Source organism: Ramlibacter sp. PS3R-8, assembly GCF_037572435.1.
Classification (GTDB): Bacteria; Pseudomonadota; Gammaproteobacteria; order Burkholderiales; family Burkholderiaceae_C; genus Ramlibacter.
On sequence record NZ_JBBHGT010000001.1, the window covers coordinates 1,321,087 to 1,343,545 of the forward strand.

Here is a 22,459-nt window from a genome sequence, read left to right on the forward strand (position 1 = left end):
CGGCCTCAGCCGGGCGGTGCCGTGCTGCCCCGCTGCACCAGTTGCACCGGATAGGCCTGGAACGCATCGCACGCCCGTCCCTCCAGGCGCGCGATCAGCTGGTCCGCCGCCGCCCGGCCGATCTCGGTGACCGGCGTCGCGACGCTGGTCAAGCCGGGTGTCTGCGTCGCTCCGAGATCCGTGTTGTCCACGCCCGTGATGGACATCTGCTCCGGAATGCGGACGCCCGCCTTGCGGCACGCCATCATCGCGCCGACCGCGAAGACATCGTTCGTCGCGACCACCGCGGTGGGTCGCTGCGGCAGTGCCAGCAGGCGCGCCATCGCCGCCTCGGCCGCCGCCAGCGAGATCGGCGCGTAGGCGATGCACCCCTCATCCAGCGCCAGGCCCTGTGCTGCCAGCGCCGCGCGAAGGCCGTCGCCGCGGGCCCGTGCGCGGTCGTTGCCGAGAACCGGCGCGCTCAGCAAGCCGATGCGGCGATGGCCCAGGGCCAGGAGGTGCCGCGCCGCCTCGAACGTGGCCGCGCGATTGTCGAAGCCGATGCTCGGGTGCCGGTGCAGCTGATCCACGCCCCAGGTCAGCACGTAGGGCCGGCCGTAGTCCTCCAGCAGCGAGAACAGGCCTTGTTCATGGTCCAGCCCCACCAGCACGAAGGCATCCACGCCGCGCTCGACCAGCTGGCCGGCGATGCGCGTTTCGGTGCCCAGGTCGTAGTGGTGCTCCGCGAGCACCAGCGCGTAGCCGCGTTCGTCCAGCCGCTGCTGCAGGGCGCTTGTCGTGCGGGCGTACAGCGCGTAGTCGAACGAGGGCACGATGGCGCCGACCATCTTGCTGCGATGGCTGCGCAAGGTGCGGGCGGCGCCGTGGGGCACGTAGCGCAGCTTCGCGGCGGCCGCGAGCACACGTTCGCGCGTGGCGGGATCCACCTGCTGAGAGTTGTTCAGCACGCGCGACACGGTGGCCGTCGACACGCGCGCCAGCAACGCCACGTCCTTCGCTCCCGAACGCCCTTTCTGCTCCATCGCGCCCCGCCATGAAATCGATTGCACGAATCTACCGCATCCCATATGCAAATGAAAACTCGATCCATGGGGAAATCCCCGAGTCCGGACACAATGACAGGACCCATCCCGGACGCTAGACTTGCCCATGTAATCGATTGCATGGCGAGCGCCATCCGTTCCCTACCTCCAAGGAGACCGCTGCAATGAAGAAACACTCCCCCACCAACCCGCGCCGCCGCTTCCTCGGCCAGGCCGCCGCCCTCGGTGCGGTCGGCACGGTCGGAACGGGCTGGGTCGGCCAGGCGCTCGCGCAGGGCGCCCCCGACCTCGCGCCGTACACCCGCGCGAAGATCAACTGGAAGCAGGTGGAGGGCGAGTCCATCTCCGTGGCGGTCATCCCGGCCAGCTATTTCGAGAACCTGATTTCGCTGCTGCCGCAGTTCGAGGCGCTGACCGGCATCAAGGTGCGCGCCGAAAAGGTGCCGCCGGGGCAGATCCGCCAGAAGGCGATGCTGGACCTGTCGTCGAAGACGGCCACGTATGCCACGCATGCCGCGGACCCGATGTACTACCCTCTGTACGTCTCCAACAAGTGGGTCGAGCCGCTGGACAAGTACCTCAACGACGCGTCGCTCACCGACCCGGCCTGGTTCAACTACGCGGACATCCTGAAGGCCTGGCGTGATGCGGACTCCGTGGACGGCAAGCCTTACGGCATCCCGTACGACGGTGAAGTGACGGTGCAGGTCTATCGCAAGGACCTGTATGCCGCCAAGGGTTTGAAGCCCGCCGACACCTATGACCAGCTGGTGTCCAACGCGAAGGCGCTGAACGATCCGGCCAATCGCACCTACGGCCTGGCGATGCGCGGCTTTTCCGGCGCGGGCCAGAACATGTACATCTACCCGTCGCTGTTCCGCGGCTTCGGCGGCGACTGGTTCCAGAACAAGACGCTCACGGTCAACAGCCCGGAAGCGGTGAAGGCGCTGGAGTGGTACGTCTCGACGCTCACGCAATACGCGCCGCCTGCCGTGCGCAACTGGAACTGGCCGGACATCGCCGACGCCTTCTCGCAAGGTACGGTCGCCACGTACCTGGACGCGCACTCCTCCGCCGCGGTGATCACCAATCCGGAGAAGTCGAAGGTGGTGGGCAAGGTCGCCTATGCCCGCTGGCCCAAGGGCCCCAACGGCAAGCGCGTCACGTCGATCTGGAACTGGGGCTTCCCCATCAACGCGGCGCTGACCGAAAGGCAGAAGAAGGCGACGTGGCTGTTCATCAGCTGGGCCGCATCCGCGGAAACGCAGGCCCGCACCTCCTGGAAGTTCGACGGCCCGGCCAAGCGTTCGGGCCTGAACCGCGTGTCGCTGTGGAAGTCGCCGGAATTCGCGGCGGCCATGAAGGACGCCGGCGACAACTTCATTCCCGCGGCACTGGAATCCCTGGAGCAGGACACCGACGTCGAATGGCGCCCGCGCGTGCCGCAGTGGCCCGCGGTCGGCGAGACCATGGCCACCGCGATCCAGTCGGCGCTGGTCGGGCAGAAGAAGCCGAAGGAAGCCCTGGACGAAGCGCAGGCGCGCATCGCCCAGATCATGAAGGGCTGACCACGCGATGACCCTGGCCACGCCCGCCGGCGTGGCGGGCACGCTGGAGCGGCAGGAGCGGCGGTTTGCGCTGGCCCTGTTCGCGCCGGCGTTCCTGCTGCTGCTCCTCACCACCACCGCGCCGCTCGTGTTCCTGGGCTGGAACAGCCTGCAGAAGCTGGACCTCAGCATGCCCTGGCTGTCCGGCTTCGCGGGGCTGGAGAACTACACGAAGATGGGAGGCGATCCACGCTTCTGGAACTCGCTGTGGCTCACCGCCGTGTACACGGCTTCCACCGTCATCCTGCAAGTGATCATCGGGCTGTCGCTGGCGCTGCTGGTGTTGCAGATCCCGCGCGGGCAGGGGCTGCTGCGCGTCGCCGCGATCCTGCCCATCGTGCTGGCGCCGGTGGTGGTCGGCCTGTTCTGGCGCACGCTGGTGCTGGCGCCGGATTTCGGCCTGGTCGACGTCGTGACGCGCGCGCTCGGGCTGGGCAGCCACAACTGGCTGGGCGATCCGCAGCTGGCGCTGATCTCGGTGATCGCCATCCATACCTGGCAATGGACGCCCTTCGCCTTCCTGGTGCTGCTCGCCACGCTGGCGACACTGCCGCCCGATGTCTACGAAGCAGCGCGACTGGACCGGGCGAGCGCATGGCAACGCTTTCGCTACATCACGCTGCCGTTGATCCGTCCCGCGGTGGTGATGGTGGTCATCCTGCGCACCATGACGGCGTTGTCGGCATTCGCCGCGATCTTCGCGGCCACTGGGGGTGGGCCCGGCACCTCGACCGAGATCCTGAACCTGTATGCGTACCGCACTTCGTTCACCGAACTGAACATCGGCTATGGCTCGGCGCTGGCGATGGTGCTGCTGGTCATCACCCTGTTCGTTTCCTGGCTGCTGTTCCGGCGGCGCAAGGCAGTGGCATGAATCGGTCATTACCGCGCAACGTTGCCCTGTTCGCCGTCGCCGGCCTGATCGTGTCGATGTGGGCGTTCCCGGTGCTCTGGGCGCTGCTCACCTCGTTCAAGACCGAGCGCGACGTGCTGGCCTATCCGCCGACGCTGGTGTTTGCGCCGACGCTGGCCAACTACCGCGAGGTGCTGTTCGGCAGCTCCACGATCCTGCCGAACCTGTGGTCGAGCGTGGTGGTGAGCTTCAGCGCGACGCTGCTCACCATGTTGTTCGCCATTCCCGCCGCGTACGCGCTGGCGCGCCTGCGCTACCCGGCCAGGAAAGCCAGTGGTTTCTATGTGCTCGCCACGCAGATGCTGCCGCCGGTGGGCCTGATCATCCCGTACTACCTGGTGCTGCAGCGCATCGGCGCTCTGGACACCTACGGCGGCCTGGTGGTGATCTACCTCACCTTCTCGCTGCCGTTCGCAATCTGGCTGCTGGTGTCGTACTTCGAGGACGTGCCGTACGAGATGGAGGAGGCCGCGCTGCTCGATCGCGCCGGGCGGCTGCGGGCGCTCTGGTACGTGATCCTGCCGCAGGTGCGCGGCGGCATCGCGGTCACCACGGTGTTCGTGTTCCTCAATGCCTGGAACGAGTTCATGTTCGCCGTCGTCCTCGGCGGCAACAAGGTGCGGCCGGTCACGGTCGCCATGTTCAATTTCATCTCGGTGGAACAGACGCAATGGGCGCGGCTGGCGGCGGGGGCGATGGTGGCGATGGCCCCGGTCATCCTGGTCGGCCTGCTGGCGCAGCGCCACATCGTCAAGGGCCTGACGGTGGGAGCGGTCAAGGGAGGGGGCCGGCGATGACAGAGAAAACAGGAAACGTTCGCCTGCAGGGCGTCGTGAAAAAGCATGGCGAGACGACCGTGCTGCATGGCGTCGATCTCGAGATCCGCGCCGGCGAATTCTTCGTGCTGCTGGGCCCGTCCGGCTCCGGCAAGACGACGACGCTGCGCATCATGGCGGGGCTCGAGTCCGTCAGCGCCGGCCTGGTGCTGATGGATGGCGTGGACGTGACCCACACGGAGCCGGGTGCGCGCGACGTTGCGATGGTGTTCCAGAGCTATGCGCTGTACCCGCACATGACGGTGGCGGAGAACATCGGCTTTCCCCTGAAGATGGTGGGCACGGCGCGCGACGCGATCGCCCAGGCGGTGCAGGATGCGGCGGCACGCGTGAGCATCGCCCACCTGTTGCAGCGGCGGCCCGGCCAGCTTTCCGGCGGCCAGCAGCAGCGTGTCGCCCTGGCGCGCGCCATCGTGCGGCAACCGCGCCTGTTCCTGCTGGACGAGCCGCTGTCCAACCTGGATGCCAAGCTCCGGCTGGAGACACGCCTGGAGTTGAAACAGTTGCAGCGCGCACTCGGCGTGACGACGGTGTATGTGACCCACGACCAGGAAGAGGCCATGACGCTGGCCGATCGCGTGGCCGTGTTCATGGACGGCCGCATCGTGCAAGTCGCCACGCCGCGCGCCATCTATAACCGGCCCGCGCAGGTGTCGGTGGCCGGCTTCATCGGGACGCCGCCGATGAACCTGGTGCCGGCCATCTGGCGCAGCGACGTGGCGGTGATCGACGGCGTGGCCCACCCGGTCGGCGCGACCACTCTGCAGCCGCGCGAGGTCATGCTCGGGGTGCGGCCCGGCGAGCTGCGGTCCGGCGGCACCGGCACGCCAGCGCGCGTCGAATACATCGAGGAGCTGGGCGACCACGCCATCGTCGACCTGGCCGGCGCCGGCCAGCGCCTGCGCCTGAAGGCCGACGGCCAGACCCGGCTGCGCGAAGGCGAGCACACGCACCTGAGCTTCGACGCCGGCGCCGCCCACTTGTTCGACCGCGCCAGCGGCGTGCGCCTGAACTGAAACCCTGACGAAGGACCCCGCCATGCAAAAGCGACCCAACATCCTGCTGATCCTCAACGACGACATGGGCTACTCGGACATCGGCTGCTACGGCGGCGAAGTCGAGACCCCGAACCTCGATCGCCTGGCCGCCAACGGGCTGCGCTTCTCGCAGTTCTACAACACCGCGCGCTGCAGCCCGTCGCGTGCGTCGCTGCTGACCGGACTGCACCCGCACCAGACGGGCATCGGCATCCTGACCTACGACTCGGGCCCGGAGGGCTATGCGGGCAACCTGAACCAGCGCTGCGCCACCATCGCCGAAGTGCTCAAGCCCGCCGGCTACCGCAGCTACCTCAGTGGCAAGTGGCACGTGTCGAGCAACCTGAAGCAGCCCACCGATTCGTGGCCGATGCAGCGCGGCTTCGACGACTTCTTCGGCACCATCATCGGCGCGGGGAGCTTCTACGACCCCAACACGCTGACGCGGCGCAACGAGAACGCCGAACACGAGGCGCGCAAGCCTGGGTTCTTCTACACCGACGCGATCAGCGACGAAGCGGTGAAGTTCGTCCGCCGGCACAAGGCAGACCACGCGGACAAGCCCTTCTTCGAGTACGTCGCCTACACCGCGCCGCACTGGCCGTTGCACGCCCACCCGGAAGACATCGCCAGGTACAAGGGCCGTTTCGACGCCGGCTGGGACCAGCTGCGCGAGCAGCGGCTGGAGCGGCTGGTTTCATCCGGCATCCTGGACGCGCAGTGGAAGCTGACCGGTCGCGATCCGAGCCAGCCGGCATGGACCGACACCGAGCACAAGGCGTGGCTCGCGAACTGCATGGAGGTGTACGCGGCGCAGATCGACCGCATGGACCAGGGCATTGGCCGCATCCTGCGCGCACTCGAGGAGACAGGGGAACTGGAGAACACGCTCGTGATCTTCCTGGCCGACAACGGCGCCTGTGCCGAGGACATCCCGGAGAACGTCACCATCGACGAACTGGTGAACAAGCTGATGATCGCGCGCTCGCACACGCGCGACGGCGCGGTGGTCCGCTTCGGCAACAACCCCGACATCGCCCCGGGCCCGGAAGACACCTACCAGAGCTACGGCCAGGCGTGGGCGAACCTGTCGAACACGCCGTTCCGCCTGTACAAGCACTGGATCCACGAAGGCGGGATCTCCACCCCGCTCATCTTCCACTGGCCGCAGGGCATCCGGCAGCGCGGCGAGATCCGCCACACCCCGGGCTACCTGCCGGACATCATGGCGACGATCTGCGACGTGACCGGCGCGGCCTATCCGGCCAACCTGGACGGCCGCGGCATCCTGCCGCTGGAAGGCCATTCGCTCAAGCAGTCGTTCGCGGCCGACGCCGGGGACCGCCCGCCGATGTTCTGGGAGCACGAAGGCAACGCGGCCGTGCGCATCGGCAAATGGAAGCTGGTGCGCGAGTATCCGAAGTCCTGGGAGCTGTACGACATGGAAGCGGACCGCACCGAGACGCGTGACCTGGCGTCGACGTATCCCGATCGCGTCGCCGACATGAAGAAGCAATACGAGGCCTGGGCGAAACGCTGCGGCGTGCTGCCGCGCGACAAGGTGGTGGCGCTCATGCGCAGCCAGGGCGTGACGAAGGCGTTCTGGGAAGACGAGTGAAGTCTTGCTGCGTTCCGGCCGGTGGGGCTGCGGTTCCCGCAGCGGCGCCCGTAGTCTGGGGGGACGCCAGGAACCCCAGCTCACCGCCGCAAGCGGGGGTTCGCGTTGCTCACCACCAGCCTGCGATGGTGCAAATTCCGGGCGGCACGTTCACCATGGGCACGGACTCCGCCGAAGGCTTCGCCGAGGACGGCGAAGGCCCGGCACGCGAAGTAGAACTGACCGCCTTCGCCATCGCACCGACCGCGGTCACCAACGCGCAGTTCCGCGACTTCGTGCGTGCCACCCGCTACATCACCGAAGCGGAGCAGGCCGGTTCTTCCTTCGTGTTCTATCTGCAAGTGGACGAGGAACGGCGCCGGGCCATCCGGCAGGTGTCGCGCGAGCTGCCCTGGTGGTTGCCGGTGGAAGGCGCCTGCTGGCAGCGGCCATGGGGCGCAGGCTCGGACATCCACGATCGGCTCGACCATCCAGTGGTGCACGTGTCGTGGAACGACGCCGCAGCGTACTGCGCCTGGGCCGGCGCGCGCCTGCCGACGGAAGCGGAATGGGAGTACGCGGCGCGCGGCGGCCTTGCGGGCCAGCGCTATCCCTGGGGGGATGAGCTCGAGCCCGAAGGCGAGCGCCGCTGCAACATCTGGCAAGGTAACTTCCCCGCGCAGCCGGCCGCCGGCTGGCAACCCGGCACGATGCCCGCGAAAAGCCTGTGGCCGAACGGATGGGGCCTGTTCAACATGGCCGGCAACGCCTGGGAGTGGTGCGCGGACTGGTTCAGTCCCACGTACCACGCGGAAACGGCGGGGAGGGATCCTCTGCAGCAGCGCGCCACCGGACGCAAGTCGATGCGCGGCGGCTCCTTCCTGTGCCACGCGTCCTACTGCAACCGCTATCGCGTGGCGGCGCGCGGCGCCAACACGCCTGGCAGCAGCGCCAGCAATGTCGGCTTTCGCGTCGCCGCGGCAGCCTTCAACGACTGATGGCCATGGATCTCGTGCTTCGCGATCGAACCGTTGCCATCGACGCCGCGCTGTTCGACCTGGATGGCACGCTGGTGCATTCGCTGGGCGACTTCGCCGTGGCGCTGGGCGCGCTGATGGACGACCTGGAACTTCCCGCCATCGATGCAAGCGAAGTCGCTCCCCTGCTCGGCAAGGGAGTGGACCATCTCGTTCACACCGTGCTGGCGCGCGTGGTCGGGGAACAGCACGCCGCGGAAATGTTCCCGCGTGCCAAGCCGATCTACTGGCGCCACTACGTCGCCGTGAACGGGCGCCACAGCGAGGTGTACGCCGGGGTGCACGAGGCGTTGGAGCGCTTGCATGCCGGTGGCGTGCAGCTGGCCTGCGTGACCAACAAGCCGATGGCTTTTGCCCGGCCGCTGCTGCAGGCGATGGGGCTGGACGGCCGCTTCCCTGTCGTCAGCGCCGGCGACAGCCACCCGCGCATGAAGCCGGACCCGATGCCGTTGCTGGTCACCTGCGATCGTCTCGGGGTCGTCCCGTCGCGCACGCTGATGGTCGGGGATTCGACCAACGATTCGATCGCGGCGCGTGCCGCGGGCTGTCCCGTGGCCCTGATGCGCTACGGCTACAACCATGGAGTGCCGGTCGACCAGGTCGATTGCGATGCGGCCCTGGACGATCTCAACGAACTCTTCGGCCCTCGGGCCGGCCACGCCAGTTTCCCGCCACAGGAGAATCGCGCATGAGTGACCGCCCCGCATTCCTCACCCGCCGCACCTTGCTGCGCGCCGCAACGGCTTCACTGGCTGCCGGCAGCGCGAGCTGGGTCGGTGCCCAAAACTTCCCGAGCCGGCCCTTGCGCATCATCGTCCCCTGGTCGGCCGGAGGTTCGGTCGACATTGTCGGCCGGGTCGTCGCCGAGGCGTTGCAGGCGGCGCTCGGGCAAGCCGGCGTCGTGGAGAACATGCCGGGCGCCGCCGGCACCATCGGCGCCGACCAGGTGGCCAAGGCGACGCCCGATGGCCACACCCTGCTGATCGGGACCAGTTCGCTCGCGATCGACGTGGCGGGCGCACGCAAGACGCCGTACGACTTGCAGCGCGACCTCGCCCCGGTCGCGCTGGTGGCCGATACGCGCTCGATCGTGCTGGTCCAGCCGGCGTCCCCGTACCAGACGCTGGCCGACCTGGTGGCGGCCGCCAAGGCGAAGCCCGGCGACCTGACCTATGGCACGCAGGGCGTCGGCAGCCCGGCGCACCTGTTCTCCGAGCTGTTCTGTCAAGCCGCCGGCATCCGGATGCTTCACGTCCCCTACAGCCGCACGCGGCCCGCGGCAGACCTCATGGCCGGCCGCCTCAGCGTGATGTTCGCTACCGCGCCGTCTTCCATCGGGCAGGCCAAGGGCGGCGCGCTGCGGCCGCTGGCGGTGACGGGCTCGCAGCGCCTGGCCGCGCTGCCCGACGTGCCCACGGTCGCGGAGGCGGGCGTCGCCGGCTACGAAGCCGGCCAATGGGTCGGCGTGTTCGCACCCGCCGCCACGCCCGCCCCGGTGCTGGAGCGCCTGAGCCAGGTGATCACCGTCGCCGTCGCCAGTCCCGCGGTCACCAGGATGCTGGAGGAGCGCGCGCTCGAACCCCGGCCCGCCGGCGCCGCGGCCATGCGGCGCATCGTCACCGCGGAGATCGACAAATGGGGCGCGGTCATGCGCACGGGCGGCATCAAGCTGGAGGCGACATGAGCCGTCAGCCCGGGTTGGGCGGCGCCGTCCGCATGCGGTACGCTGCCGCCCCATGAAATACATCCTCGCCCTCGACCAGGGGACGACCAGCTCGCGGGCCATCGTTTTCGACCGCAAGGGCCAGGTGGTGGCCGTCGCCCAGCGCGAGTTCCAGCAGATCTTTCCCCAGCCCGGTTGGGTGGAACACGACGCCCGCGAGATCTGGGCGACGCAGCACGCGGTGGCGCTGGAAGCGCTGGACGCCCTGGAGAAAGTCAGCGGCGCTGCCCGTGCCCGCGACATCGCCGGCATTGGCATCACCAATCAGCGCGAAACGACCCTGCTGTGGGACCGCGCGACCGGCCAGCCGGTCGCCAACGCCATCGTGTGGCAGGACCGGCGCACCGCCGCGCGGTGCGACCAGCTGCGCGCGCAGGGCCACGCGGCGCGCATCCAGCAGAGGACCGGGCTCGTGGTCGACGCCTATTTCTCGGGCACCAAGCTCGAATGGTTGCTGGACAACGTGCCCGGGGCGCGGGGCCGTGCGCAGGCGGGCGAGCTGGCTTTCGGCACCATCGACAGCTGGCTGGTCTGGAACCTGACCGCGGGGCGCGTGCACGTGACGGACGCCAGCAATGCGTCGCGCACCATGCTGTTCAACCTGCACACGCAGGACTGGGACGACGAAATGCTGGCGCTGCTGCGCGTCCCGCGCGCCGTGCTGCCGGACGTCGTGCCTTCCAGCGGCGTGGTCGCGGAGAGTGAATCCTCGGTGTTTGGCGCCGCCCTGCCGATCGCCGGCATCGCCGGCGACCAGCAGGCCGCCACCTTCGGCCAGGCCTGCTTTGCACCGGGCATGGCGAAGAACACGTACGGAACCGGCTGCTTCATGCTGATGAACACGGGCGCGCAGCCGGTGGCCAGCCGCAACCGGCTGTTGACGACGGTGGGTTGGCAGGGCGCAGCGGGCCCGCATGGCACCGCCTACTGCCTGGAAGGCAGCGTCTTCATGGCCGGCGCCACGGTGCAGTGGCTGCGTGACGGCCTGCAGGTGATCAAGTCGGCCGCCGAGGTGGAGTCGCTGGCCGCGCAGGTGGACGACACGGGCGACGTCTACCTCGTGCCGGCGTTCGCGGGCCTTGGGACGCCGGACTGGGACGGCTATGCGCGCGGCACCATGGTGGGCATGACGCGCGGGACCACGCGGGCCCACATCGCACGCGCCGCACTGGAAGCCGTGGCCTTGCAGTCGGCCGACGTCTTCGGCGCCATGTCACGCGACGCCCGCATCCCGCTGCGCGAACTGCGCGTGGACGGCGGGGCTTCGCGCAACAATCTGTTGATGCAGATGCAGGCCGATTTCCTGGGGGTGCCGGTGGTGCGCCCGCGCGTGACCGAGACGACCGCGCTGGGCGCCGCCTACCTGGCGGGCCTGGCCACGGGCTTCTGGCAGGACGCCCAGGAGATCTCCGCGCAGTGGCAGGTGGACCGCCGCTTCGAGCCGCACATGGGCGAGAGCGAGCGCACCGCCAAGCTCGGACGTTGGCGCGAGGCGGTAGAGCGCGCCAAGGGCTGGGCCCGGCCTTGACCACTACTTCGAACCAAGGCGCCGCGCCGACGCGGCGTGAAGACCTGTTGGCGCGGCTGGCGCAGGACGGAACCTGGGACCTGGTCGTGGTGGGCGGAGGGGCCACCGGCCTGGGCGTTGCGGTGGACGCGGCGGCGCGCGGCCTGCGCGTGCTGCTGCTCGAATCGCACGACTTCGCCAAGGGGACGTCCTCGCGCGCGACCAAGCTGGTTCACGGTGGCGTGCGCTACCTGGCGCAGGGCAACGTCGCCCTGGTGCGCGAGGCCTTGCAGGAGCGCACCACGCTGCTGAAGAATGCGCCGCACCTGGCGCAGCCGCTGGCCTTCGTGATGCCCTCGTACAAAGTGTGGGAGACGCCGTTCTACGGCGTCGGCCTGAAGATGTACGACGCGCTGGCGGGCTCCGCCGGGCTGGGCCGCACCGAGTTCCTCAGCCGCCGGCAGACGCTGGCTTGCCTGCCCACTGCCTTGCCGCAGGGATTGAAGGGCGGGGTGAAGTACTGGGACGGGCAGTTCGACGATGCGCGCCTGGCGCTGGCGCTGGCCCGCACGGCCGCGGCGCATGGCGCGCTGCTGGTCAATTACTGTCCGGTGACGACGCTCACTTACAGGGACGGTAAGCTCAGCGGGCTGGCATGCCGTGACACCGAGACCGGACGTGAATATGCCGTTCGAGCGACCTGCGTCGTGAACGCCACGGGTGTGTGGGTGGACGAACTGCGGCGGCAGGATGCCGAGGCGCTGAAACGCACCGTGCGGCCGATCGTCGCTCCCAGCCAGGGCGTCCACGCGGTGGTCGACCGCGAATTCCTCCCCGGTTCCCACGCCCTGATGGTGCCCAAGACGGCGGACGGGCGCGTGCTGTTCGGGGTGCCCTGGATGGGCAAGCTCATCCTGGGGACCACCGACACGCCGCGCGGCGACTCGCCGCGCGAACCGCGGCCGTTCCGCGAGGAACTGGATTTCATCCTGGGCGAGTCGGCCCGCTACCTGGTGCGCGCGCCGCGGCGCGAGGACATCCGCAGCCTGTGGGTCGGCCTGCGGCCGCTGGTCAAGCCGGGCGGCGACGACGGTGAGCCGACCAAGGCGATCAGCCGCGAGCACACCGTCCTGGTCAGCCGCAGCGGGCTGGTCACGGTGACCGGCGGCAAGTGGACGACGTACCGCGCGATGGCCGAGGATGTGCTGGAGAAATGCTTCGAAGCCCGGCTGGTGGCAAGGCGTCCAGCCGGAGTGACCGCCAACTTGCCCCTGGTGGGGGCGCCGTCCACCGGAGCCCTCGCCACGTCGATCAGTGCGCCGCCGGGCCTGCATTTGTACGGAACAGAAGCGGCGGAAGTGGCCTCCCTGCGTGGCAGCGACCGGCACCTCGGCGGCGGCTTGACCGCGGCGATGGTCCGCTTCGCCGCACGCCATGAATATGCCCGCACGGTCGAGGACGTGCTGGGCCGGCGGCTGCGGCTGCTGTTCACGGACGCGGCGCTGGCGGCCCAGCTTGCCGCCGAGGTCGGGGCGCTGCTCCAGGCCGAAACGGGGGTCGATCCGCAGGCCGCGGCGTTCCGCGATCTGGCGGCCAGCTACCTGCGGATGCCGGCGTAGGTCGGCGTAGGTCGGCGTAGGTCGGCGTAGGTCGGCGTAGGTCGGCGGTGAGCCGCGCGAGCGCGAACCCCGACGCCGGAATGTAGGACCCGTTTGACAAACGCCGCATATCTGCCATAATCGCGGGCTCGCCTTTTTGGAGGCGATCTCTCTACCCATTCGGAGCTTCAGGCGCGTGCCTGCGGTGACGACGGGACCAAGACTGCCCCGATGTCCTGATGGATTGTCCTTCAGGGTGCGTTCGGGACAAGTTGGGAACAACTGAAATGATCCAGACAGAATCTCGGCTCGAAGTCGCCGACAACACCGGCGCGAAGTCCGTCCTGTGCATCAAGGTGCTCGGCGGCTCCAAGCGCCGCTACGCCAGCGTCGGCGACGTCATCAAGGTCAGCATCAAGGAAGCCGCTCCGCGGGGTCGCGTCAAGAAGGGCGAGATCTACAGCGCTGTGGTCGTCCGCACCGCCAAGGGGATCCGCCGCAGCGACGGCTCCCTCATCAAGTTCGACGGCAATGCCGCCGTGCTGCTCAACAACAAGCTGGAGCCCATCGGCACCCGCATCTTCGGACCGGTCACGCGCGAACTGCGCACCGAGAAGTTCATGAAGATCGTGTCGCTGGCCCCGGAAGTCCTGTAAGGAACCCGCCAATGAACAAGATCCGCAAGGGTGACGAAGTCATCGTCCTGGCCGGCAAGGACAAGGGCAAGCGCGGCCGCGTGGTGCTGCGCAAGGATGACGAGCATCTCGTCATCGAAGGCATCAACATGGTGAAGAAGCACACCAAGCCCAACCCCATGAAGGGCGCCACCGGCGGCATCGTGGAAAAGTCCATGCCGATCCACCAGTCCAACGTGGCGATCTTCAATTCCGCCACCGGCAAGGCTGACCGGGTGGGCATCAAGGTCGACGGCGACTCGCGCAAGCGCGTCTTCAAGTCGTCCGGCGAAGAAATCAAGGTGGCCTGACATGACCCGTCTGCAAGAACACTATCGCGAGAAGGTCGCTCCCGAGCTGACCGCCAAGTTCGGCTACAAGTCGCCGATGCAGGTGCCGCGCATCACCAAGATCACGCTGAACATGGGCGTGAGCGAAGCGGTGGCGGACAAGAAGGTGATGGAAAACGCCGTGGGCGACCTCACCAAGATCTCCGGCCAGAAGCCCGTGGTGACCAAGGCCAAGAAGGCCATCGCCGGCTTCAAGATCCGCGAAGGCCAGGCCATCGGCACGATGGTCACGCTGCGCGGGGCGCGCATGTACGAATTCCTGGATCGTTTCGTCACCGTGGCCCTGCCGCGCGTGCGTGACTTCCGTGGTGTCAGCGGCCGGGCCTTCGACGGCCGCGGCAACTACAACATCGGCGTCAAGGAACAGATCATCTTCCCGGAAATCGAGTACGACAAGGTCGACGCGCTGCGCGGCCTGAACATCTCGATCACCACCACGGCGAAGACCGACGAGGAAGCCAAGGCGCTGCTCGCCGGCTTCAAATTCCCGTTCAAGAACTGAAGGTACGACGTGGCTAAAACTGCCTTGATCCAGCGCGAACTCAAGCGCGAGAAGCTGGTCGCCCAGTTCGCGAAGAAGTACGCGGAACTGAAGACCCTGTCCAACGACGCGAAGAAGAGCGACGAAGAGCGCATGCAGGCCCGACTGGCCCTGCAAAAGCTCCCGCGCAACGCCAACCCCACCCGCCAGCGCGCCCGTTGCGAGCTGACCGGCCGCCCGCGCGGCACGTTCCGCCAGTTCGGACTGGCCCGCCACAAGATCCGCGAACTTGCCTTCGAAGGCAACATTCCCGGCATCACCAAGGCCAGCTGGTAAGCCAGGCAGGAGATCTAGATATGAGCATGAGTGATCCCATCTCCGACCTGCTGACGCGTATCCGTAACGCGCAGATGGTCTCCAAGGCCAACGTGAGCATCCCGTCCTCCAAGGTGAAGGTCGCGATCGCCCAGGTGCTGAAGGACGAGGGTTACATCGACGGCTTCCAGGTCAAGACCGAGAACGGCAAGTCCGAACTCGTGATCGACCTCAAGTACTACGCCGGCCGTCCGGTGATCGAGCGTATCGAGCGCGTGAGCCGTCCCGGCCTGCGCGTCTACAAGGCTAGCGCCGCCATCCCCCAGGTCATGAACGGCCTGGGCGTGGCGATCGTGACCACGCCCAAGGGCGTGATGACGGACCGCAAGGCGCGCGCTACCGGTGTCGGTGGCGAAGTGCTGTGCTACGTCGCCTAAGGGAAGGATAAGAAAAATGTCCCGAGTCGGAAAAATGCCGGTCACCGTCCCCCAGGGCGTCGACGTGGCGATCAAGGAAGACCAGATCAGCGTCAAGGGCAAGGGCGGCAACCTGTCGCAGGCCCTGAACCCCCTGGTCAAGGTGACGAATGAAGACGGCAAGCTGACCTTCATCGCCGCCAACGATTCACGCGAAGCCAACGCCATGAGCGGCACCATGCGCCAGCTGGTGAACAACATGGTCAACGGCGTGACCAAGGGCTTCGAGAAGAAGCTGTCGCTGGTCGGCGTGGGCTACAAGGCCGCCGCCCAGGGCGCCAAGCTGAACCTCACGGTGGGCTACTCGCACCCCGTGAACATCGAAATGCCCGCGGGCATCACGGTGGCCACCCCGACCCCGACGGAAATCGTGGTCAAGGGCGCCGACCGCCAGCGCGTGGGCCAACTGGCCGCCGAGATCCGGGCTGTTCGTCCGCCTGAGCCCTACAAGGGCAAGGGCATCCGCTACGCGGACGAAAAGATCACGATCAAAGAGACCAAGAAGAAGTAAGGAGCCACATGATGTTGACCAAGAAAGAGCAGCGTCTGCGCAGGTCGCGCCAGACCCGCATCCGCATTGCGACGCAAGGTGTGGCCCGCTTGACGGTGAACCGCACCAACCTGCACATCTACGCGAGCCTGATCTCCGACGACGGCTCCAAGGTGCTGGCCACGGCCTCCACCACCCAGGCCGACATCCGCAAGGAACTCGGCGGCTCGGGCAAGGGCGCCACGGTCGCTGCCGCGCAGCAGATCGGCAAGCTCATCGCCGAAAAGGCGAAGGCCGCCGGCATCGACCGCGTCGCCTTCGACCGCGCCGGTTTTGCCTACCACGGCCGCGTCAAGGCGCTGGCTGAAGCGGCCCGCGAAGCCGGCCTGCAGTTCTAACGGACACGGAAACTCGATATGGCAAAGATCCAAGCGAAGACGCAGGGTGACGGTCCGGAAGACGGCCTGCGCGAAAAGATGATCGCGGTGAACCGCGTCACCAAGGTGGTGAAGGGCGGCCGGATCCTCGGTTTCGCCGCGCTCACCGTGGTGGGCGACGGCAACGGCAAGGTCGGGATGGGCAAGGGCAAGTCGAAAGAAGTGCCGCTCGCCGTGTCCAAGGCGATGGAAGAAGCGCGTCGCAACATGACCACCGTGACGCTGAAGAACGGCACCATCCACCACAGCGTGTTCGGCCACTGGGGTGCCGCGCGCGTGATGATGGCTCCCGCTCCCAAGGGAACCGGCATCATCGCCGGCGGCCCGATGCGCGCCGTGTTCGAAGTGATGGGCATCACCGACATCGTGGCCAAGAGCCACGGTTCGACCAACCCCTACAACATGGTCCGCGCGACCTTCGACGCGCTGAAGAACGCCACGACCCCGGGTCAAGTGGCGAACAAGCGCGGCAAGTCGATCGAAGACATCTTCGCCGCCTAAGGAAATACGCAATGGCCAACCAACAGCAAAACACCGTGAAGGTGCAGCTGGTCCGCAGCCCCATCGGCACCAAGGAGTCGCATCGCGCGACCGTCCGCGGCCTGGGCCTGCGCAAGCTGAACTCGGTGAGCGAACTGCAGGACACCCCGGCGGTGCGCGGCATGATCAACAAGATCGCCTACCTGGTGAGGGTGCTCTAAATGGAACTGAATACCATCAAGCCGGCTGACGGCTCCAAGAAGGCGCGTCGCCGCGTCGGCCGCGGCATCGGCTCCGGCCTGGGCAAGACCGCGGGTCGCGGCCACAAGGGACAGAAGTCCCGTGCGGGCGGCTACCACAAGGTCGGTTTCGAAGGCGGCCAGATGCCGCTGCAGCGGCGCCTGCCCAAGCGTGGCTTCAAGTCGCACAACCTCAAGTTCAACGGCGAAGTGACGCTGGGTCAGCTCGAGTTGCTGGGCGCTGCCGAAGTCGACCTGCTCGCGCTCAAGCAAGCCAAGCTGGTGGGTCAGATCGTGAAGAACGTGAAGATCATCAAGTCGGGTGAACTCAAGCGCGCCGTCAAGCTGACGGGCATCGGCGCGACCGCGGGTGCCAAGGCTGCCATCGAGGCAGCCGGCGGCTCCCTGAACTGAAGAAAGCGCAAGCACACGTGGCAACTGCAGCCCAGATCGCGAAGACCGGCAAGTTCGGCGACCTCCGTCGCCGGCTCGTCTTCCTGCTGCTCGCCCTGGTGGTTTACCGCATCGGGGCGCACATCCCCGTTCCCGGCATCAACCCGGACCAGCTCGCGCAGCTGTTCAAGGGCCAGGCCGGCGGCATCCTGAGCCTGTTCAACATGTTCTCGGGTGGCGCGCTGAGCCGGTTCACGGTGTTCGCGCTGGGGATCATGCCGTACATCTCGGCCTCCATCATCATGCAGTTGCTCACGTACGTGCTTCCCACGTTCGAGCAGCTCAAGAAAGAGGGCGAGGCCGGCCGGCGCAAGATCACGCAGTACACGCGCTACGGCACGCTGGGACTGGCCCTGTTCCAGTCGCTCGGCATCGCCATGGCGCTGGAAGGCTCCGCCGGCCTGGTGATGAACCCGGGCTTCGGCTTCCGCATGACCGCGGTGGTCAGCCTGACGGCCGGCACGATGTTCCTGATGTGGCTGGGCGAGCAGATCACCGAGCGTGGCCTCGGCAACGGGATCTCGATCCTGATCTTCGCCGGCATCGCGGCGGGTCTGCCCAGCGCGATCGGCGGGCTGCTGGAACTGGTGCGCACCGGTGCGATGGGACCGCTGATTGCGATCTTCATCGTGCTGACGGTGGCCCTGGTGACCTTCTTCGTGGTGTTCGTGGAACGCGGCCAGCGCAAGATCCTGGTCAACTACGCGCGCCGCCAGGTGGGCAACAAGGTCTACGGCGGCCAGTCGTCGCACCTGCCGCTGAAGCTGAACATGGCCGGCGTGATCCCGCCGATCTTCGCCTCGTCGATCATCCTGCTGCCTGCCACGGTGGTCAGCTGGTTCTCGACCGGTGAAAGCATGCGGTGGCTGAAGGACCTGGCCGGCACGCTGAGCCCGGGACAGCCGATCTACGTGATGCTGTATGCCGCCGCGATCGTGTTCTTCTGCTTCTTCTATACGGCCCTGGTGTTCAACAGCCGGGAGACCGCGGACAACCTGAAGAAGAGCGGCGCGTTCGTCCCCGGCATCCGCCCGGGCGAGCAGACCGCGCGGTACATCGACAAGATCCTGGCGCGGCTGACGCTGGCGGGGGCGATCTACATCACCTTCGTCTGCCTGCTGCCCGAGTTCCTGATCCTGAAATACAACGTGCCCTTCTACTTCGGTGGGACGTCCCTGTTGATCATCGTGGTGGTCACGATGGACTTCATGGCGCAGGTGCAGAACTACCTGATGAGCCAGCAGTACGAATCGCTGCTCAAGAAGGCCAACTTCAAGACTTCGCCGGGCACGTGACGGCTTTGTTACCAGGTGCCGGACCCAAAGCGCATAGCGCGTTGCTCGGGCACCTCTGATTGAGAGATTTAGGAGAAAGAACATGAGAGTTTCGGCTTCCGTCAAGAAGATCTGCCGCAACTGCAAGATCATCCGCCGCAAGAACGTGGTCCGTGTGATTTGCACCGATCCGCGGCACAAGCAGCGTCAAGGGTAATTAGGAAAAGACATGGCACGTATTGCTGGCATCAACATCCCGCCGCACCAACACGCCGAGATCGGCCTGACGGCGATCTTCGGCATCGGCCGCACCCGCGCCCGCAAGATCTGCGAAGCGACCGGTATCGCCTATTCCAAGAAGGTCAAGGATCTCACCGATTCCGACCTGGAAAAGATCCGCGACCAGATCGCCCAGTTCACCATCGAGGGTGACCTGCGCCGCGAAACCACGATGAACATCAAGCGTTTGATGGACATCGGCTGCTACCGCGGCTTCCGCCATCGCCGCGGCCTGCCCATGCGCGGCCAGCGCACGCGCACCAATGCCCGCACCCGCAAGGGACCGCGCAAGGCCGCACAGGCGCTGAAGAAGTAAAACCGGAATAGAGAGAAAAACATGGCCAAGGCTCCTGCCAACAATGCCGCGCAGCGCGTGCGCAAGAAGGTTCGCAAGAACGTGTCGGACGGTGTCTGCCACGTGCATGCCTCCTTCAACAACACGATCATCACGATCACCGACCGCCAGGGCAATGCCTTGAGCTGGGCCTCCTCCGGCGGCCAGGGCTTCAAGGGCTCGCGCAAGTCGACGCCGTTCGCCGCGCAGGTCGCGTCCGAAGTGGCCGGCCGCGCCGCCATGGAACAGGGGATCAAGAACCTGGACGTCGAAATCCGCGGCCCCGGCCCGGGTCGCGAGTCCTCGGTGCGTGCGCTTGCCGCGCTGGGCATCCGGATCAACTCGATCTCGGACGTCACGCCGGTTCCGCACAACGGCTGCCGCCCGCAAAAGCGCCGCCGCATTTAACGCTTCGCGAAGAAGCCCACCGCTGGCGGCGCATGCGCTGCCAGCTCCTGCGGCAATTGGCCGCAGCAGTCATTGAAGGAAATCAAAAGTGGCACGTTACCTCGGCCCCAAGGCCAAACTCTCCCGCCGTGAAGGCACCGACCTGTTCCTGAAGAGCGCGCGCCGCGCCATCAGCGACAAGTCGAAGTTCGACTCCAAGCCGGGCCAGCACGGCCGCACTTCCGGCCAGCGCACGTCCGACTACGGCCTGCAGCTGCGCGAGAAGCAGAAGGTCAAGCGGATGTACGGCATCCTGGAAAAGCAGTTCCGCCGCTACTTCGAGGAAGCGGACCGCCGCAAGGGCAACACCGGCGCGAACCTGATGTTCCTGCTGGAAACGCGGCTGGACAACGTCGTGTACCGCATGGGCTTCGGCTCCACCCGCGCCGAAGCGCGCCAGCTGGTGAGCCACAAGGCCATCACGGTGAACGGCAAGCCGTTGAACATCCCGTCGTACCTGGTCAAGGCCGGCGACGTGATCGCCGTGCGCGACAAGTCCAAGAAGCAGAACCGCGTCGTCGAGGCCCTGCAACTGGCCACCCAGGTCGGCCTGCCCGCCTGGATCGAAGTGAACGTCGAAAAGGCCGAAGGCACCTTCAAGAAGGTGCCGGACCGTGACGAGTTCGGCGCGGACATCAAGGAAGCCTTGATCGTGGAGTTGTACTCGCGTTAAGAGTACCGGCGAGGCTCCTGCCCGAGCCTCGCACTTGAAGTTTTTTCGGCCCCCGTGCGTGCATCGCGTACGGGGGCTTCACAGCCTTACCGGTGTAACGAGCCGGGGGTATTGAGAGGAAGTCCTGCATGCAAACCAACCTGCTGAAACCCAAATCCATCAACGTGGAACAGCTTGGCGTCAACCGCGCCAAGGTGACCCTGGAGCCTTTCGAGCGCGGCTACGGCCACACGCTCGGCAACGCGCTGCGCCGCGTCCTGCTCTCGTCGATGGTGGGGTACTCGGCGACGGAGGTGACCATCGCCGGTGTCCTGCACGAGTATTCGTCGATCGACGGTGTGCAGGAAGACGTGGTGGGCATCCTTCTGAACCTCAAGGGCGTGGTGTTCAAGCTCCACAACCGCGACGAAGTCACCCTGTCGCTGCGCAAGGACGGCGAGGGCATCGTCACCGCCGCCGACATCCAGACGCCGCACGACGTCGAGATCATCAACCCGGATCACGTGATCGCCACGCTGTCGCAAGGCGGCAAGATCGACATGCAGATCAAGGTGGAGAAGGGCCGCGGCTACGTGCCCGGCACGATGCGCCGCTACGGCGACGAGCCGACCAAGTCGATTGGCCGCATCGTCCTGGATGCGTCGTTCTCGCCGGTGCGCCGCGTGAGCTACACGGTCGAAAGCGCCCGTGTGGAGCAGCGCACCGACCTGGACAAGCTGGTGATGGAGATCGAGACCAACGGTGCGATCACCGCGGAGGACGCAGTGCGCGCCTCCGCCAAGATCCTGGTGGAACAGCTTGCCGTGTTCGCGCAGCTGGAAGGCTCGGAGCTGGCCGCGTTCGACGCGCCGGTGCAGCGCAGCTCGCAGCAGTTCGACCCGATCCTGCTGCGCCCGGTGGACGAACTCGAACTGACGGTGCGTTCCGCGAACTGCCTGAAGGCCGAGAACATCTATTACATCGGCGACCTGATCCAGCGCACCGAGAACGAGCTGCTGAAGACCCCCAACCTGGGTCGCAAGTCGCTCAACGAAATCAAGGAAGTGCTCGCCTCGCGCGGCCTGACCTTGGGCATGAAGCTGGAAAGCTGGCCGCCTGCCGGCCTGGACAAGCGTTAATCAATCAATCAATGGTGAACTGGCAGTACCTGACACGGCTGCCTTTCAAGATAAGGAAAGGAACACACCATGCGTCACGGACACGGACTCCGCAAACTCAATCGCACCAGCGAGCACCGCCTCGCCATGCTGCGCAACATGATGGTCTCGCTGCTCGAGCACGAAGCCATCAAGACCACGGTGCCCAAGGCCAAGGAACTGCGTCGCGTCGTCGAGCCGATGATCACGCTGGCCAAGGAGCCGACGTTGTCGAACAAGCGCCTGGCCTTCGACCGCCTGCGCAGCCGCGACATCGTGGCCAAGCTGTTCAACGAACTCGGCCCGCGCTACAAGGCGCGCCCGGGTGGCTACACCCGCATCCTGAAGATGGGCTTCCGCGTCGGCGACAACGCGCCGATGGCGCTGGTGGAACTGGTGGACCGTCCCGAGCCCACCGAAGCTGCCGGCAACGAGCAAGCGGCCGCTGAATAAGCTATACTTCTCCCTCTGACGCGCGGTGGAGCAGCCTGGTAGCTCGTTGGGCTCATAACCCAAAGGTCGCAAGTTCAAATCTTGCCCGCGCAACCAAACACTCAGCGGAAACGCTCAGACAGAAAGCCCACTTCGGTGGGCTTTTTTGTTTTTGCGTCCAGCCTGTTTCCAGGCTGAACGCACGCGGCGCTCCCTTCATTTGAACGATGGCCCAATGTGACGAGGCCATGTGACATCTCGCACTGAACCAGGCGGCGACCGGCGGGCACGATCCACGCTCGATGTCTAGCGGGAGTGTGCGGTGCACGGCGACCTGGCGCTGAAGTTGACGGCGGACCTTTTCTGGACAGGACTCCTGGTGAGCCTGCCGGTGCTCGGCTTGACGATGCTCGCGGGATTGGTGATCAGCATCCTGCAGGCAGTCACGCAAATTCAGGAAATGTCATTGAGCTTCGTTCCGAAGCTCCTGGTCGCCGGCGCGGCAATCATCGCGTTCGGACCCTGGATGCTGCGCACACTGTGCCGGTTTGCGGTGGGCCTGTGGTCGCAGATCCCCATGCTCGTCTGAGC

General features: G+C 66.6%; 29 protein-coding genes and 1 tRNA gene. 29 read left to right on the forward strand and 1 reads right to left on the reverse strand.

Annotation, left to right across the window (positions count from 1 at the left end; translation table 11 throughout):
* Positions 1-5: 5 nt before the first annotated feature.
* Positions 6-1,022, reverse strand: coding sequence for a LacI family DNA-binding transcriptional regulator (locus tag WG902_RS06150; RefSeq protein WP_340059070.1), 1,017 nt, complete (start codon positions 1,020-1,022; stop codon positions 6-8).
* A 185-nt stretch (positions 1,023-1,207) separates the two neighbouring features.
* Between WG902_RS06150 and WG902_RS06155 the strand changes: the two genes are divergently transcribed.
* The 29 genes from WG902_RS06155 to WG902_RS06295 all read left to right on the forward strand — a co-directional run bounded on the left by WG902_RS06155 (position 1,208) and on the right by WG902_RS06295 (position 22,457).
* Positions 1,208-2,611 carry an extracellular solute-binding protein gene (locus WG902_RS06155; RefSeq protein ID WP_340059071.1) on the forward strand — a complete coding sequence of 468 codons (1,404 nt, stop codon included), beginning with the start codon at positions 1,208-1,210 and terminating at the stop codon, positions 2,609-2,611.
* A gap of 7 nt (positions 2,612-2,618) precedes the next feature.
* Positions 2,619-3,524, forward strand: coding sequence for a carbohydrate ABC transporter permease (locus WG902_RS06160; RefSeq protein WP_340059072.1), 906 nt, complete (start codon positions 2,619-2,621; stop codon positions 3,522-3,524).
* Entirely contained in the window at positions 3,521-4,360 is an 840-nt protein-coding gene (locus WG902_RS06165) for a carbohydrate ABC transporter permease (RefSeq protein ID WP_340059073.1), read from the forward strand. The genes WG902_RS06160 and WG902_RS06165 overlap by 4 nt, the downstream gene beginning before the upstream one ends.
* Positions 4,357-5,415 carry an ABC transporter ATP-binding protein gene (locus tag WG902_RS06170; RefSeq protein ID WP_340059074.1) on the forward strand — a complete coding sequence of 353 codons (1,059 nt, stop codon included), beginning with the start codon at positions 4,357-4,359 and terminating at the stop codon, positions 5,413-5,415. The genes WG902_RS06165 and WG902_RS06170 overlap by 4 nt, the downstream gene beginning before the upstream one ends.
* A gap of 22 nt (positions 5,416-5,437) precedes the next feature.
* A complete protein-coding gene (locus WG902_RS06175) occupies positions 5,438-7,054 on the forward strand; it encodes an arylsulfatase (protein ID WP_340059075.1) in 1,617 nt (538 codons plus the stop codon).
* A gap of 125 nt (positions 7,055-7,179) precedes the next feature.
* Entirely contained in the window at positions 7,180-8,031 is an 852-nt protein-coding gene (locus WG902_RS06180; protein ID WP_340059076.1) for a formylglycine-generating enzyme family protein, read from the forward strand.
* Positions 8,032-8,036: 5 nt separating this feature from the next.
* Positions 8,037-8,762 carry a phosphoglycolate phosphatase gene (gph, locus tag WG902_RS06185; protein WP_340059077.1) on the forward strand — a complete coding sequence of 242 codons (726 nt, stop codon included), beginning with the start codon at positions 8,037-8,039 and terminating at the stop codon, positions 8,760-8,762.
* Positions 8,759-9,754 (forward strand): Bug family tripartite tricarboxylate transporter substrate binding protein, encoded by a 996-nt coding sequence (locus tag WG902_RS06190; protein WP_340059078.1) that lies wholly within the window; start codon positions 8,759-8,761, stop codon positions 9,752-9,754. The genes gph and WG902_RS06190 overlap by 4 nt, the downstream gene beginning before the upstream one ends.
* Positions 9,755-9,806: 52 nt before the next feature.
* Entirely contained in the window at positions 9,807-11,321 is a 1,515-nt protein-coding gene (gene glpK, locus WG902_RS06195; protein ID WP_340059079.1) for a glycerol kinase GlpK, read from the forward strand.
* A complete protein-coding gene (locus tag WG902_RS06200) occupies positions 11,318-12,919 on the forward strand; it encodes a glycerol-3-phosphate dehydrogenase/oxidase (RefSeq protein ID WP_340059080.1) in 1,602 nt (533 codons plus the stop codon). The genes glpK and WG902_RS06200 overlap by 4 nt, the downstream gene beginning before the upstream one ends.
* A gap of 266 nt (positions 12,920-13,185) precedes the next feature.
* Positions 13,186-13,554 (forward strand): 50S ribosomal protein L14, encoded by a 369-nt coding sequence (gene rplN / locus WG902_RS06205; RefSeq protein ID WP_340059081.1) that lies wholly within the window; start codon positions 13,186-13,188, stop codon positions 13,552-13,554.
* 11 nt (positions 13,555-13,565) lie between these two features.
* Positions 13,566-13,883, forward strand: a complete 318-nt coding sequence (gene rplX, locus WG902_RS06210) for a 50S ribosomal protein L24 (protein WP_340059082.1) — start codon at positions 13,566-13,568, stop codon at positions 13,881-13,883.
* 1 nt (position 13,884) lies between these two features.
* Positions 13,885-14,424 carry a 50S ribosomal protein L5 gene (gene rplE, locus WG902_RS06215; RefSeq protein ID WP_340059083.1) on the forward strand — a complete coding sequence of 180 codons (540 nt, stop codon included), beginning with the start codon at positions 13,885-13,887 and terminating at the stop codon, positions 14,422-14,424.
* Between the two features lie 9 nt (positions 14,425-14,433).
* Positions 14,434-14,739: a 30S ribosomal protein S14 gene (gene rpsN / locus WG902_RS06220; protein ID WP_340059084.1), complete on the forward strand. Its 306-nt coding sequence runs from the start codon at positions 14,434-14,436 to the stop codon at positions 14,737-14,739.
* Positions 14,740-14,759: 20 nt separating this feature from the next.
* Positions 14,760-15,155: a 30S ribosomal protein S8 gene (gene rpsH / locus WG902_RS06225; RefSeq protein WP_340059085.1), complete on the forward strand. Its 396-nt coding sequence runs from the start codon at positions 14,760-14,762 to the stop codon at positions 15,153-15,155.
* 16 nt (positions 15,156-15,171) lie between these two features.
* On the forward strand, positions 15,172-15,705 hold the full coding sequence (gene rplF / locus WG902_RS06230; protein WP_340059086.1) for a 50S ribosomal protein L6: 534 nt from the start codon (positions 15,172-15,174) through the stop codon (positions 15,703-15,705).
* 11 nt (positions 15,706-15,716) lie between these two features.
* Positions 15,717-16,082: a 50S ribosomal protein L18 gene (gene rplR, locus WG902_RS06235; protein WP_340059087.1), complete on the forward strand. Its 366-nt coding sequence runs from the start codon at positions 15,717-15,719 to the stop codon at positions 16,080-16,082.
* Between the two features lie 18 nt (positions 16,083-16,100).
* Positions 16,101-16,622 (forward strand): 30S ribosomal protein S5, encoded by a 522-nt coding sequence (gene rpsE / locus WG902_RS06240; RefSeq protein WP_340059088.1) that lies wholly within the window; start codon positions 16,101-16,103, stop codon positions 16,620-16,622.
* Positions 16,623-16,633: 11 nt separating this feature from the next.
* Positions 16,634-16,822: a 50S ribosomal protein L30 gene (gene rpmD / locus WG902_RS06245; protein ID WP_340059089.1), complete on the forward strand. Its 189-nt coding sequence runs from the start codon at positions 16,634-16,636 to the stop codon at positions 16,820-16,822.
* Positions 16,823-17,254 carry a 50S ribosomal protein L15 gene (gene rplO / locus WG902_RS06250; RefSeq protein WP_340059090.1) on the forward strand — a complete coding sequence of 144 codons (432 nt, stop codon included), beginning with the start codon at positions 16,823-16,825 and terminating at the stop codon, positions 17,252-17,254.
* A 17-nt stretch (positions 17,255-17,271) separates the two neighbouring features.
* A complete protein-coding gene (secY, locus tag WG902_RS06255; RefSeq protein ID WP_340059091.1) occupies positions 17,272-18,588 on the forward strand; it encodes a preprotein translocase subunit SecY in 1,317 nt (438 codons plus the stop codon).
* Positions 18,589-18,670: 82 nt separating this feature from the next.
* Positions 18,671-18,784, forward strand: a complete 114-nt coding sequence (gene rpmJ / locus WG902_RS06260) for a 50S ribosomal protein L36 (RefSeq protein ID WP_027101758.1) — start codon at positions 18,671-18,673, stop codon at positions 18,782-18,784.
* 12 nt (positions 18,785-18,796) lie between these two features.
* The gene (gene rpsM, locus WG902_RS06265; RefSeq protein WP_340059092.1) at positions 18,797-19,162 is read left to right on the forward strand and encodes a 30S ribosomal protein S13; all 366 of its coding nucleotides are present in this window, start codon (positions 18,797-18,799) and stop codon (positions 19,160-19,162) included.
* Between the two features lie 21 nt (positions 19,163-19,183).
* Complete coding sequence (rpsK, locus tag WG902_RS06270) at positions 19,184-19,588, forward strand: 30S ribosomal protein S11 (RefSeq protein WP_330907323.1); 405 nt, start codon at positions 19,184-19,186, stop codon at positions 19,586-19,588.
* 88 nt (positions 19,589-19,676) lie between these two features.
* Positions 19,677-20,300 (forward strand): 30S ribosomal protein S4, encoded by a 624-nt coding sequence (rpsD, locus tag WG902_RS06275; protein WP_340059093.1) that lies wholly within the window; start codon positions 19,677-19,679, stop codon positions 20,298-20,300.
* Between the two features lie 128 nt (positions 20,301-20,428).
* On the forward strand, positions 20,429-21,418 hold the full coding sequence (locus tag WG902_RS06280; protein WP_340059094.1) for a DNA-directed RNA polymerase subunit alpha: 990 nt from the start codon (positions 20,429-20,431) through the stop codon (positions 21,416-21,418).
* Between the two features lie 69 nt (positions 21,419-21,487).
* Positions 21,488-21,889 (forward strand): 50S ribosomal protein L17, encoded by a 402-nt coding sequence (gene rplQ, locus WG902_RS06285; RefSeq protein WP_340059095.1) that lies wholly within the window; start codon positions 21,488-21,490, stop codon positions 21,887-21,889.
* Between the two features lie 19 nt (positions 21,890-21,908).
* Positions 21,909-21,985: transfer RNA gene (locus WG902_RS06290), tRNA-Met, on the forward strand.
* Positions 21,986-22,190: 205 nt separating this feature from the next.
* Positions 22,191-22,457 carry a flagellar biosynthetic protein FliQ gene (locus WG902_RS06295; RefSeq protein ID WP_340059096.1) on the forward strand — a complete coding sequence of 89 codons (267 nt, stop codon included), beginning with the start codon at positions 22,191-22,193 and terminating at the stop codon, positions 22,455-22,457.
* The last annotated feature ends 2 nt before the right edge of the window (positions 22,458-22,459 follow it).